The sequence below is a fragment of the Heyndrickxia oleronia genome, from assembly GCF_017809215.1.
GTDB lineage: Bacteria > Bacillota > Bacilli > Bacillales > Bacillaceae_C > Heyndrickxia > Heyndrickxia oleronia.
Genome location: NZ_CP065424.1, coordinates 1,368,087 through 1,381,522, shown reverse-complemented (window position 1 = coordinate 1,381,522; position 13,436 = coordinate 1,368,087). Strand labels below are relative to the sequence as shown.

At 34.3% G+C, this 13,436-nt stretch carries 12 protein-coding genes; 1 reads left to right on the top strand and 11 read right to left on the bottom strand.

The window, feature by feature from the left end; translation table 11 throughout:
* Positions 1–343: 343 nt before the first annotated feature.
* The 4 genes from I5818_RS06850 to I5818_RS06835 all read right to left on the bottom strand — a co-directional run bounded on the left by I5818_RS06850 (position 344) and on the right by I5818_RS06835 (position 4,374).
* Positions 344–1,123, bottom strand: a complete 780-nt coding sequence (locus I5818_RS06850) for a DUF8832 domain-containing protein (RefSeq protein ID WP_065107209.1) — start codon at positions 1,121–1,123, stop codon at positions 344–346.
* 145 nt (positions 1,124–1,268) lie between these two features.
* Positions 1,269–3,695, bottom strand: coding sequence for a heavy metal translocating P-type ATPase (locus tag I5818_RS06845; RefSeq protein WP_058002830.1), 2,427 nt, complete (start codon positions 3,693–3,695; stop codon positions 1,269–1,271).
* Between the two features lie 123 nt (positions 3,696–3,818).
* On the bottom strand, positions 3,819–4,025 hold the full coding sequence (gene copZ / locus I5818_RS06840; protein ID WP_058002831.1) for a copper chaperone CopZ: 207 nt from the start codon (positions 4,023–4,025) through the stop codon (positions 3,819–3,821).
* Between the two features lie 13 nt (positions 4,026–4,038).
* On the bottom strand, positions 4,039–4,374 hold the full coding sequence (locus tag I5818_RS06835) for a metal-sensitive transcriptional regulator (protein ID WP_218958433.1): 336 nt from the start codon (positions 4,372–4,374) through the stop codon (positions 4,039–4,041).
* 273 nt (positions 4,375–4,647) lie between these two features.
* On the opposite strand from I5818_RS06835, the gene speD reads away from it, so the two are divergent.
* On the top strand, positions 4,648–5,460 hold the full coding sequence (gene speD / locus I5818_RS06830; RefSeq protein ID WP_058002833.1) for an adenosylmethionine decarboxylase: 813 nt from the start codon (positions 4,648–4,650) through the stop codon (positions 5,458–5,460).
* A gap of 128 nt (positions 5,461–5,588) precedes the next feature.
* On the opposite strand, the gene I5818_RS06825 is transcribed toward speD, so the two are convergent.
* From I5818_RS06825 to I5818_RS06795, 7 genes are all read right to left on the bottom strand, one after another.
* A complete protein-coding gene (locus I5818_RS06825) occupies positions 5,589–6,101 on the bottom strand; it encodes a DinB family protein (protein WP_058002834.1) in 513 nt (170 codons plus the stop codon).
* A gap of 22 nt (positions 6,102–6,123) precedes the next feature.
* Complete coding sequence (locus I5818_RS06820; protein WP_169846944.1) at positions 6,124–6,582, bottom strand: DinB family protein; 459 nt, start codon at positions 6,580–6,582, stop codon at positions 6,124–6,126.
* Positions 6,583–7,038: 456 nt separating this feature from the next.
* Positions 7,039–8,700, bottom strand: a complete 1,662-nt coding sequence (locus tag I5818_RS06815; protein WP_078110883.1) for a glycoside hydrolase family 13 protein — start codon at positions 8,698–8,700, stop codon at positions 7,039–7,041.
* A gap of 52 nt (positions 8,701–8,752) precedes the next feature.
* A complete protein-coding gene (locus tag I5818_RS06810) occupies positions 8,753–10,438 on the bottom strand; it encodes a glycoside hydrolase family 13 protein (protein ID WP_058002837.1) in 1,686 nt (561 codons plus the stop codon).
* A gap of 37 nt (positions 10,439–10,475) precedes the next feature.
* Entirely contained in the window at positions 10,476–11,498 is a 1,023-nt protein-coding gene (locus I5818_RS06805) for a LacI family DNA-binding transcriptional regulator (RefSeq protein WP_078110884.1), read from the bottom strand.
* A gap of 83 nt (positions 11,499–11,581) precedes the next feature.
* A complete protein-coding gene (locus I5818_RS06800) occupies positions 11,582–12,403 on the bottom strand; it encodes a carbohydrate ABC transporter permease (protein WP_058002839.1) in 822 nt (273 codons plus the stop codon).
* The gene (locus I5818_RS06795; protein ID WP_058002840.1) at positions 12,403–13,263 is read right to left on the bottom strand and encodes a carbohydrate ABC transporter permease; all 861 of its coding nucleotides are present in this window, start codon (positions 13,261–13,263) and stop codon (positions 12,403–12,405) included. Before I5818_RS06795 ends, I5818_RS06800 begins: the two co-directional genes overlap by 1 nt.
* Positions 13,264–13,436: the final 173 nt, after the last annotated feature.

Sequence of the window (13,436 nt, the reverse complement as noted above, 5' to 3'; positions counted from 1 at the left end):
TTTGCTGTTGCCATTTTAACCCTTGCTCCCTCGAAAAAGAGTAACTGTTTATGTAGACTAACATACCCAACAGAGGTTTGAAATGCCTAAACCAACAAAGCATTGAAGCCAATATTATAAAAAACACAAAAAGAAGAGTTAACCAACCCTTCTTTTATGCTTATTTTTGGCTCTTTCCTCAAACATTGTTGCTATTTAAGGAAAGTTTTAACTAATAACTATCGGTTGAAGACTGCTACATTTTATTTCTGAGAAAAAAGCTGCAAACTTCATAATGCCGCTGAATCATTATTGGGTGTAAAAGCCGGCAGTTGTTTACAAAAGCAACTATTCGAAAACAGCCTTATTTTTTTATTTCAACTACAAATGGAAATACTCTAACTTTATTTTCCTGTTTAAATTCTGCCCAAATTTTATAGATCCCTTCCTTATCGAACTGTGTTACGAATACAGGTTGATCTTCCCTTTCTGGATGTACATGAAGAAAATGATTGGCTTTTTTATCTAGAATAACGACATGCCCCATTGCTCCAAGATACGGTTCCAAGTTTGATTGATCTAATTCGAATGAAAGTGTAATTGGCTCATTAGGTTTAGTTGAACTCATTTTTAATTTTACTGTTTTCCCTTCTACAGTTTTCGTCAAGGAAGAATCAGAAACTATATGATTTGTTTGAGAGCCTTCATCAGAATTTCCAACTTCAAAAGGAATAGGTTTGATTGAATAGTCCAATCCTTTTGGTTTTATGTCAATAAACGCCTTATATTTTCCATTTGATAATGTCTTTTCAACAGTAAATTCACCTTCACTCACCTTCGTTGGATGAAGGTGAGCATATTGATTTAATGATTCATCGACGATAATTAAATGAAGAAGCTTCTCATGGTTGACCTCTAATGGAATTGGATTATTCGAAAGGTCTGTCAATCGTATATGGATAGACCCATCTTCATAATGGAATTGTGAAAGCACTTGGCCCTCTTGTTTCTGCTCCTGATGTTCGTGATGCTCGCTCGCCTCAACTTTTGGGGCATTTGTTTTTTCAAAAAACTTTGCATAAACCGTATAACCAGCAATGACTACTAAAAGGTAGATAATTGCAGCTAAAGCCCATTTTTTCATTAAGTTCACTCCCTTTCTTTTTTGGTACAGACTATAGATATTGGATAAAGCGTCTCATTTGTAAAACCTATTTGCTCTTCTCTGTCAGTACTTGGAAAATCCATTCCCTACAAAAATATCAGAAAAGAGCTATTTGATAGGTGCTTCAGGCTTTATTCACCTTTACACGTTGTAAACGAAGTGCGTTTAATACAACAGATACTGAACTAAATGCCATGGCAGCCCCTGCAAGCCAAGGTGCTAAAAATCCAAGTGCTGCAACAGGAATTCCTAGTGTATTATAAGCAAATGCCCAAAATAGATTCTGTTTAATATTCCTTATAGTTTTGTGACTCATTAAGATAGCATCTGCAATTGCATTTAAATCGCCTCTCATTAGAGTAATATCGGCAGCTTCCATTGCAATATCTGTACCAGTACCTATAGCCATTCCAATATCACTTATAGCAAGTGCCGGTGCATCATTTATACCATCTCCAACCATCGCCACACGTTTTCCTTGCTGCTGCAATTTTTTTACTTCATCAGCTTTTCCTTCCGGTAATACTTCAGCGATTACATGATCAATCCCTACTTCAGATGCAATTGCATTTGCAGTACGTTGATTATCACCAGTCATCATAATAACCTCTAATCCTAAATCCTTTAGTCTTCTAATTGCTTGCTTAGAGGTATCCTTGACTGTATCAGCAACAGCGACCATTCCCATAAAGGAACCATTGATTGCAACAAGCATAGTTGTTTTCCCAGATTCCTCAAGTTTTTCCATTCTTTTAATGGCAGAGTCAACATTTATATCATTTTGCTGCATTAATTTTTTTGTACCTACTAAAATATGATTGTTATTTATTCGTGCAGCTATTCCATATCCTGGTATCGCTTCGAAATGATCCACATTTAGTAATGATATTTTCTTTTCTGTAATTCCCTGGACAATAGCTTCTGCCAAAGGATGTTCCGATTGTTTTTCAGCAGAACCGACCAATTGGGAAAAGGTCATCTCATCCATATCTCCATCAACAATAATGTCTGTTAAAACTGGTTTCCCATTTGTTACTGTACCGGTCTTATCAAGAACAATCGTGTTAATTCGATGTGTTTGTTCGAGATGTTCCCCACCTTTAAATAAAACACCTAATTCTGCTGCACGACCTGAACCTGCCATGATAGAAGTAGGAGTGGCAAGACCTAAAGCACATGGACATGCAATGACCAGAACGGCGATTAATTTCTCTAGAGCAACAGCGAATTCTCCAGGACTTACCCATACATACCACACGATAAAAGTTAGAAACGCTAGACCTACTACAATTGGCACAAAAATACCAGAGATTTGGTCAGCTAAACGCTGAATAGGTGCTTTGGAGCCTTGTGCCTCCTCTACAACTTTTATAATTTGTGATAATGCCGTATCTTTACCAACTTTTGTTGCATTTATTTTAAGAAAACCATTTCGATTTATAGTTGAACCGATGACATCATCACCGACTGTTTTATCGACAGGAACACTTTCCCCTGTCAACATTGACTCATCTAATGCTGATTGTCCTTCCACGATGATACCATCAACAGGTATTTTTTCACCGGGCTTAACGAGAATGATATCTCCGACTACAACTTCTTCTAAGGGTATTTCTATTTCTTTCTCATTTCTTAAGACGATCGCAGTCTTTGCTTGTAATCCCATTAACTTTTTAATCGCTTCAGAAGAACGTCCTTTAGCACGTGCTTCAAATAATTTACCTAAAATAATGAGTGTAATTAATACAGCACTTGTTTCAAAATAAAGATCTACCATATGCTCCCCTGATCCAATAGATGCAATGGCTACATAGAGACTGTAGAAATAGGCTGCAGATGTTCCTAAAGCCACTAGTACATCCATATTTGCACTTTTATTCCTTAATGCTTTATAAGCACCTACATAAAATTGTTTACCGATAATAAATTGAACAGGGGTTGCAAGAGCAAACTGGACCCAAGGATTCATTAACATTTCAGGTAAATATATAAAAGAAGTAAATTTAAAATGACTAACCATCGCCCATAATAATGGAATCGACAATATTAGTGAAAAGATAAATTTCCCTTTTTGTTTTTCTATTTCCTTTTCACGATAGTCAAGAGTATCTTCTTTATCTTGCTTTGGTATTGCTTGATAGCCAATCTTCTCTACTGCTTTACTCATTTCCTGAATCGATATCTCAGATGGGTTATATTCAACGCTTCCTGTCTCTAATGCAAAGTTTACAGTTGCATTTTTCACCCCATCAAGCTTATTTAGAGTTTTTTCAATCCTATTAGCACAGGCTGCACAAGTCATTCCTACTAAATTAAAATCAGCTTTTTCCGATTCTACTTCATATCCAAGACTATTAATTTTCTTTTCCATCTCACCTAGATTAGTTACTTCAGGACGATATTTAACAATAGCTTTTTCTAAAGCAAAATTTACATTGGCTTCCTCAATACCATCCATTTTATTTAATCCCTTTTCGATTCGATTTGCACAAGCTGCACAAGTCATACCTATAATCGGGATTTGAGATTCCTTAATCGTTGATTGACTCATTTTCACTCACTCCTTTTATTCAAACCTCAACTACTATACCCCAGTATCCTATAATATGCAGATAAAAAAATTTGGCTAATCAGCACCGTTTATTTTTTCAAGTAAACGGTGCTAACTTCCATTTTACTCTACATCATATCCTTGATCATCAATTGTTTCTTTAATCTCGTTTAAACTTACAACATTAGAATCAAATTGTACTTGAACTTTACCATTATCTAAATCAACACTAACATTTTTTACACCATTTAATTTTCCTACACTACCTTCTATAGAATTAACACAATGACCACAAGACATTCCATTCACAGTTAAAGTAATATTTTCCATGATAATCCCTCCATTATTTTTTCATTAATTTTTGAATAGTGACAAGAACTTCATCTAGTACTTCCATATCACCTTCTTGTATTCTTTCAACAATACAACTTTTCATATGGCCTTCTAATAAGATTTTTGCAACGCTATTAAGAGCAGATTGTGTTGCAGATATTTGAGTAATCACATCATCACAATAAGTATCTTTCTCTATCATACCTTTAATGCCACGAATTTGTCCTTCTATACGATTTAACCGAGTAGTTAAGTTTTTCTTTACATTAGCTGAATGATGACTCTTTCTCTCTTCGTGAGTAGAACAACTAGTTTCAATTTCAATATTTGAATTTTGATTTTCCAAAGACGTCACCTCCTATTTACACTTTACTATACCCCCCTATCCTATGTCAATGGATAATTTATTTTTTTTCTGCCTATTTTCAAACATTGTTGTTAATTAGGTAAACTTCTAACAAATTTAGATTAAAAACCGTCAGTCCTCCATAAAAAACTGCCTTTTTAACTAATATTGATGCTTATTGTGTCTCTTATCATATTGATTTATTAGTATTAATGATAACTGAAATGCCATAATAAAAATGTGAAACAACTTTAAAATAAAGGGGAGATCTAGATGAAGCTTACACCAGAACAGCGGATCGAACTTCATGGCTTTAATAATTTGACTAAATCCTTAAGCTTTAATATGTATGATATATGTTTCACTAAAACAAAAGAAGAGCGTGAGGCTTATATAGAGTACATTGATGAACAATATAATGCTGATCGATTAACAAAGATCCTAAATACTGTTGCCGATATTATTGGTGCCCATGTATTAAATACAGCTAAACAAGATTATGTTCCCCAAGGAGCTAGCGTTACATTATTAGTTTCAGAAGGTCCTGTTGTGGAAGTTCCAACAGAATCCTTTAGTGAATCTCCTGGGCCATTACCAGGATCTGTTGTCCTACAATTAGATAAAAGTCATATTACGGTTCATACATATCCCGAATATCATCCCGATGAAGGAATTAGTACGTTTCGCGCAGATATTGATGTATCCACATGTGGTGAAATATCCCCTCTTAAAGCCCTAAATCATCTAATTCATTCCTTTGATACGGATATTATGACCATCGATTATAGGGTTAGGGGGTTTACTCGAGACAAAAAAGGGCATAAATTATTTATTGATCATGACATCCGTTCCATCCAAAATTATATACCAGATAATGTGAAGAACCTTTATGATATGATTGATGTAAATGTGTATCCAGAACATATTTTTCATACAAAATGTAAATTGAAACAATTTGATTTGAATGATTATTTATTTGGATATAAAAAAGATATACTTACGGAGAAGGAACAAGAAGAAATTACCCAAAGATTAAAAAAGGAAATGGATGAAATCTTTTATGGAAGGAATTTTGATGTGCAGTAAATTTCTATTGATACAAAAACGGGTTGTCAAATAGGTGACAGACTAATTTAGACAACCCCCTTCATTCATTTATTTGTGATAAAGTTTGATTAGATTTTATCAATGAATTTAAAATGACTTATCTAAACTTATTTTGTCCCGACTTCATATAGGTAATAAACATAGTCTGTTGGAGTACCTGAATAACCTTGTTGATTCAGCATAGCAGTAATATTTCCACGATGATAGGTCCCATGATTTACTACATGATCAATTAGTTCCACGTAAGTCGCATTTAATATTCCATAAACAGGGTGTTCATATTGAGAAAGATGGTCAAGATTTTCTAATTGGCTGAAGAATTGATCGTACTCCGCTCTTAACTTAACAAACTCCGTTTCCATTTCTTTCATACTAACAGCTTTTAATTCAGAAGCTTTCATCCCTACCTTTGTCTTTGTTTCTTCAAAAGAAACACCTTGCATCGTATTTAACCAAACAACATCCGTTAAATACATATGAAGCAAAGTAGCTGAAATGGATGGAAATACACTTTTAAGCTCTGTATCATATACTTCATCAGGTAGTTCTTTTAATCGTTTAAACAATTTATCATTCGCCCAATTATGGTACTCATACTTTTTTATAGAAGGATGTTTCATAAATTTGTCCCCTTTTCACTTTTTATTTATAGTCCCTAAAGAATGGCAATTTCTCTTTTCCCAATAATCGTAAATAAACAAATAGCTGTCCTTTATGATGAATTTCATGATCATACATTATTGTAAGAAAGGTGCCCCCCGACCCTGCAAAGTTTCCCATTTGTAGTGAACTAGAGATATCTAAATCCGTAATTAACCTATACTTTTCCTTTGTAATCCTAGTGACTTTCTTAACGATGCTTCTTAATTCATCAACATTTGTGCACACTGGAATATTCGGAGGCATAAATTCCTTATTTTTTACTAATGAAACAAATGTATCATTCCAATATACAATATGTAGAAAGAGCTCTCCTAAAGTCATCGCCCCTTCCCAAGGCTTAAAAGTTAAATCCTCATCTTTCATTGGAATATCTACTAATTGCTCAGTTATTTTACGATGCCTCAGCCAATTATTCATCATCTTTTCTGATTCAATCAAAAGTATTTCTCCTTTCATATTTTGCTCTCATCATACATGAACTTCACTGACAAATACGGTCATTATAATGGTTTAGTCATGCCACAATAATTTCCCACGATTATGACCTTATTTCTGCACGATATGGTTCGATGACCGCCCAAAATCTTTCCCAAATGTCCTTAGAATCTTCCCCAATTAATTGTAAATCCGTTTTTATCATAAAAATTATCACCTCAACTTTTTAATCTGTATATAAGACGGATAAACTTGAAAGAATCATACGCACATTTCAAATTTTTTATTTATAGTTTATTATTCTCCTAAACCTATAAAGTTCCTTCTATAATCTGTTAGAGATTAGTTTGATAGCTCAATTCTTGAGTTAGGCAACACAGAACCAATTTAGTTTTAAATGTACTTTCTTCATAAAAAAACTGACCCTTCCTTGTAAGAAAAGATCAGTTTCTTAAATATTTATAATTTGTAAACTCTTGCCTCATAAGGTTTCAGCATAAAGTGTTGGATATCCTTATGTTCCGGTAATTTATAATTATTCAAGAGTAAATGATTATATTTTAATGATGCTTCATTATACGAATACTCTGCTGGTCGATCTGTTAAATTCGTTATGACAATCATTTTCTCATCTCCAAGAGTCCGAGTATATGCATAAATTTGTGGATCCTCTTCCAAAATGAGATCATATATTCCATAAGTAAATACTTTATTCGTTTTCCTTAAACGAATCATCTGCTTATAAAAATGATAAATAGAATCTAAATCATTTTGTTGCCTTGCTACATTTATTTCTTGATAGTTCGGATTGATCCCCATCCAAGGGGTTCCTGTAGTAAAGCCAGCATGGATATCCTCAGACCATTGCATCGGAGTACGAGAATTATCACGACTTGATGCCCAGATTACCTTCATTATTTGTTCATGAGGGATATCATCTTCGATTCTTAACTTATATAAATTCTTCGTTGCCACATCATCGTACTCATCAATCGATTGATATTTCACATTGGTCATTCCTATTTCTTGACCTTGATAAATAAATGGGGTACCTTGCATAAAAAAATACATTGTTGCTAAAGCTGTAGCACTTTCACGCCAATATTCTTTATCATTCCCCCAAGTCGAAACAACACGTGGCTTATCATGGTTTTCAATAAATAGTGCATTCCATCCTTTATTTTCAAGACCCTTCTGCCATCTGCTTAGAATTTTTTTCAATTCAATAATATCAATTGCATTCTGACTTTCGGCATCCCATAACCCTAGATGTTCAAATTGAAAAACCATATTAAATTTCCCTTTATCTTCGCCTACCCATAATTCCGCTTCATCAATCCCAACACCATTGGCCTCACCGACTGTCATAATATCATATTTTGAGAATGTTTCCCTTTTTAATTCTTCAAGAAAAGGCTGAATTCCATCAACATTCATATGCTTGTCAAAAGATGAAACATAAGGTAATCCTTGAGGATTAGGCATATCATGAAGACCTGCCTCTTTTTTTATATGACTGATGGCATCAACACGGAAACCATCAATTCCTTTGTCCAACCACCAAGTCATCATCTTATAAAGAGCATGCCGTACCTCATCGTTTTCCCAGTTTAAATCTGGTTGTTTCTTTGAAAAAATGTGCAAATAATATTGTTCTGTCTTTTCATCATATTCCCATGCAGAGCCCCCAAAAATACTCTCCCAATTATTTGGTTCTCTATCTTCCTTTCCGTCACGCCAAATATACCAATCTCTTTTTGAGCTATGTAAGGAACTTCGGGATTCAATAAACCATGGATGCTCGTCACTAGTATGATTAATAACCAGGTCGATAATTAATTTCATCCCTCTATTGTGAACCTCTTTTAACAGTTCATCAAAATCAGACATCGTTCCAAACTCATCCATTATATCTTGATAATCACTGATATCATATCCGTTATCATCATTAGGGGATTTATACATAGGACAGATCCAAATCACATCAATTCCAAGCTCCTGTAAATAGTCCAACTTTGTAATAATTCCATTTAAATCCCCGATTCCATCCCCATTGGAATCCATAAAACTTCTTGGGTAGATTTGATAGGCAACTGCCTCTTTCCACCATGTTTGCTTCATCGGTTTTCCTCACTTTTCTTCGATCATCTGTTGTTCACGAAAGCAATTATTATCATGTTAATTTATACACTCTTGCTTCATAAGGTAACAATTTAAAAGCCTCTTGTTCATCTTCCTGATCAATTGAATAATTACTAATTAATAATTCTTTTTTCTCATACTCTAATTCTTGTGGCCATTCAAATTCAGGTTGTCCATCAGAAAAATTTAATATGATTAAGAGTTTTTCATCACCCAGTGTTCTTGTAAAGGCATAGATCTCACTATGTTCTGGAAGAATTAAATCATATGTGCCGTATACAACAATTTCATGTTGTTTTCGAAGCTGAATTAATTTTTTGTAATACTGAAAAATGGAATGATCATCAACTAATTGTTGCTCTGCATTAATTTCCTGATAATTTGGATTTACCTTTATCCACGGTGTACCGCTCGTAAAACCTGCATTAGGACCACTACTCCATTGCATTGGAGTTCTTGCATTATCTCGACCTTTTGCATAGATTGAATTCATGATTTGCGATAGATTCTCTTTATCTTCACTAATTTTTTCATTATACATATTTAATGTTTCAATATCTTTATAATCATCAATGGTTGGAAAACGGACATTCGTCATACCTAATTCTTCCCCTTGATAAATATATGGTGTACCCTGTAGAAAATGGAGAAAAGTGGCAAGCATTTTTGCAGATTCCAACCAATATTCATCATCATTTCCGAACCTCGAAACCATTCGTGGTTGGTCATGATTATTTAAATAGAGACTATTCCACCCTACCTGTTCAAGCCCTTTTTGCCACTTTGTGAAGGATGCTTTTAAATCACTTAATTGAAGCTCTTTAAGATCCCATTTTCCAGTCGGTCCAGAATCTAAATCTACATGTTCAAACTGAAAAACCATATTCAATTCATTTCTGCCTTCACCTGTATAAAGTTTTGCTTGCTCTACAGTGATACCAGGCATTTCTCCAACAGTAATAAGATCATATTTAGATAGAACTTGTTGATTCATTTCCTGTAGATATTCATGTATTTTTGGACCATTCATATAGAAATCGGCTCCAGATGCATATTTTTTTCCCTCTAATGCAGGAGCATCTGGAAGACTTGGAACCTTTGAAATAAAATTAATAACATCCATACGGAAGCCATCAATTCCTTTTTCCAGCCAAAACTTCATCGTATCAAATACCTCGGAGCGAACCTTCGGATTCTCCCAATTTAAGTCAGGCTGTTTTTTGCTAAAAATATGCAGATAATATTCATTTGAGTCCTCATCATATTCCCATGCAGATCCACTAAATACAGACTCCCAATTATTTGGTTCCGCTCCATTCTTTCCTGGCTTCCAATAATAATAATCTCGATATGGACTGTCTTTTGATTGCTTTGCCAATCTAAACCATTCATGCTCATCAGATGTATGATTAACGACTAGATCCATCATAAGCTTCATATCACGCTTATGAATTTCTTGAAGAAGTTCCTCAAAGTCTTGCATTGTTCCGAACTCGTCCATAATCGATTGATAATCACTAATATCGTAGCCATTATCATCATTTGGTGATTGATATACTGGGGATAACCAAATGACATCTACCCCCAATTCTTTAAGATAATCGAGTTTCTCCATTATCCCTTTTAAATCACCAATCCCATCACCATTTGAATCATTGAAACTTCTTGGGTAAATTTGATAGACAACGCTTTCTTTCCACCATTCTTTTTTTGTCACTTTATTCACAACCTTTAGAGGAATTCTATATCCTGAATTATTTCAGGCTAGCACATGATTTTCTTTCAATCATCGTCGCAGGAATGGTCAATCGCTTCGGTAAAATAGTTGGATTCTTAATTTTTTCAATTAAGCAGCTCGCGGCTTCAAGTCCTAATTGAAAGATATCGATGTCAACAGATGTTAATGGTGGTCTCATATGATTAGTTAACATGATATTATTGAAACTTATGATAGAAATATCTTCGGGTACCCGTATATTTAAACTTTCCGCATAGCTCATTAATTCAATGGCAACAAAGTCATCTGTAACAACAAGTGCTGTCGATGGCTCATTTGCTAGTAGAAATTCTTTTGCTACCTCCACGCCACCTTCTTTTAAGCTACTTTCCTGAACTACTAATTGTTCGTTAAATGGAATTCCCGCTTCTTTTAGTGCCTGTTTGTACCCTTCCATACGATCAATTGTAAAGACTACCTCTGGATTTAAACCAATAAATGTAATCCTTTTATGCCCTTTATCAATTAAATATTTCGTTACTTGTTTGGTTGCATAAATATTATCATTATCGACATGTGTAATTCTTTCTGCATTATTATATGGCCGTCCAATGACAGTGAAGGGAAAATCCTCCTCTAATAAATAGTTCATGACTGTGTCATTTGTTTTCGAGTATAAAAGAATAATTCCATCAACTCGTCTTCCTTGAACCATTTGTACAACTTCCTCGAAGATTTCCTCTTGAGTGGCACCTGTAGATAAATAAATGCCATAGCGATCCTCTCTTGCCACCTGGCTGATCCCACGTAAAACTTCTGGAAAGAATGGATTTTCCAATACCTTTGTAGCAGAGTTAGGCATAATGATACCAATACTTTGAGTACTTTTTACGGCTAAGCTCCTTGCTTGAAAATTTGGATGATAGCCAAGTTCTATCATCGCTTCTCTGACACGTTTTTTGGTTTCTTCACTAATTCTTGGGTTATCTGCTATAACCCTCGAAACGGTTGAAGGTGACACACGAGCGACCTTCGCCACATCTTTTATTGTAACTGCCATTTTCATATCCCCCGTTAATCAAATGTTTACATAAATCTATTGTAAACGGATTATCTACCAATAGTTAGAATTTTTGCGAAAATTTATTTCACTGAGCCTTCTGATACTCCTTTAATAATTTGTTTTTGTAAGAAGAAATAAACAATAATCACTGGGATAATGGCTATTGTTAAACCGGCTAATGCTAAGTGCCATTGTTTCGTATATTCCCCAAAGAAGAAGAACATTTTTAACGGGATCGTTTCCATTCCTTCTTTATTAATAACTAGTGAAGGCAATAAATAGTCATTCCAAATCCAAATAATATTGAGTATCGCAACTGTCACAGTAATTGGTTTAAGCATCGGGAAGATGATATACCAAAATACTTGAAAACGATTGGCTCCATCAATGGTGGCCGCTTCATCAAGGGATTTGGAAATACCAGTTAATGTTCCATGATACAAAAAGATCGATAAACTTGAACCAAATCCTAAATACATTAAAATAATTCCAAATCGATTAAGCAGCTCCATCTTTCCAAATACAGAAATGAGCGGAATCATGACGGATTGAAATGGGATTAACATCGCAGCGACAAATAGGAAAAAGATGAAACCTGTCATTTTACTTTTTCGTCTTGATAACGCATACGCTGCCATAGAAGAAAAGACTACAATAACAATAACGGCTACTACAGTAATTAACACTGAATTAAATAAAGTTTTTAAGAAATCCAATTGTTTAAATGCCTCGATATAATTATCAAAGGTAAATTTATCAGGAAGCCCTAGCGTATCCGTGAATATTTCTCTTTTTTCTTTAAAGGAGTTTACAACCATCAAATAAAATGGTGAGATCCAAAGAAGGGCTAAAATGATGCCTAGAATTCCTATAAAATATGTTTTTTTCTTGTTTCTGCCCATTACATTTCAACCTCCCGTCTCTTATTGATGTATACCTGTGTAAGTGATATTGCCGCTACAATAATAAAGAATATGACTGCCTTTGATTGGGCGTAAGCCATTGCATTTTCAGTAAATGCTGTTTTATAAATTTCCATTGCGACCATTTGTGTTGAATGGAATGGGCCTCCACCTGTCAGTGAAAGGTTTTGATCATATAGTTTAAATGAATTTGATAATGTTAAAAATAAACTAACTGTAAATGCTGGAGCAACAAGTGGGAATGTGACATGAATAAATCGTTGGAAGCTATTTGCCCCATCAATTTCAGCTGCCTCTAATAATTCCTTAGGAACACTCTCTAAATATGAAATATAAATAACCATAATATAACCCGACATTTGCCAGCTCATTAGTATTGCCAGTGCCCAAAAACCAGTTTCCGGAGTGGAAAGCCATCCTTTTAAGGCTTCAATACCTAATAAATCACCAACTCCAGAGAAAACCTTAATAAAAATAAATTGCCAAATAAACCCAAGGATAAGTCCACCAATTAAATTTGGCATAAAGAAAATGGTTCTTAATAAATTGCTTGTTTTCATTTTTTGAGTCACAATGAGTGCCAATGAAAGTCCAAAAAAATTAATTAAAAATACGGATACAACAGTAAATTTAATAGTGAACCAAAGTGAATCTAAAAACTCCTTATCTTTAAATAGATTCATATAATTCTCTAAACCAATAAACTTTAAATTGTCAATTCCATTCCAATTAGTAAATGAGTAATATACACCGAAAATTAATGGCAAAATGACAACAAGAGCTAATGCAATTAGTGTTGGCGCCAAAAATAGCCAGTACCATAAATTACCTTTTTTCATGACCATTCCTCCAAGTTAGAAAAGTGCCTCATTCGTAAGTCATCATACTGCGTGACCTTCCTGATAGCCACGCAGTATGATGAGTTGTATTTGGCACCCAGACCTTTAGATTAAAATATAGAAAACAAAGCAACGAAAGGGTTGCCTTGTTTTCTCTTTTCTAAAGTCTCAGT

Coding starts and splice junctions, on each gene's coding strand:
- I5818_RS06850 (WP_065107209.1), bottom strand. CDS start 1,123: ATGAAAAAATGGGCTTTAGCTGCAATTATCTACCTTTTAGTAGTCATT.
- I5818_RS06845 (WP_058002830.1), bottom strand. CDS start 3,695: ATGAGTCAATCAACGATTAAGGAATCTCAAATCCCGATTATAGGTATG.
- copZ (WP_058002831.1), bottom strand. CDS start 4,025: ATGGAAAATATTACTTTAACTGTGAATGGAATGTCTTGTGGTCATTGT.
- speD (WP_058002833.1), top strand. CDS start 4,648: ATGAAGCTTACACCAGAACAGCGGATCGAACTTCATGGCTTTAATAAT.
- I5818_RS06825 (WP_058002834.1), bottom strand. CDS start 6,101: ATGAAACATCCTTCTATAAAAAAGTATGAGTACCATAATTGGGCGAAT.
- I5818_RS06815 (WP_078110883.1), bottom strand. CDS start 8,700: ATGAAGCAAACATGGTGGAAAGAGGCAGTTGCCTATCAAATCTACCCA.
- I5818_RS06805 (WP_078110884.1), bottom strand. CDS start 11,498: ATGGCAGTTACAATAAAAGATGTGGCGAAGGTCGCTCGTGTGTCACCT.
- I5818_RS06800 (WP_058002839.1), bottom strand. CDS start 12,403: ATGGGCAGAAACAAGAAAAAAACATATTTTATAGGAATTCTAGGCATC.
- I5818_RS06795 (WP_058002840.1), bottom strand. CDS start 13,263: ATGAAAAAAGGTAATTTATGGTACTGGCTATTTTTGGCGCCAACACTA.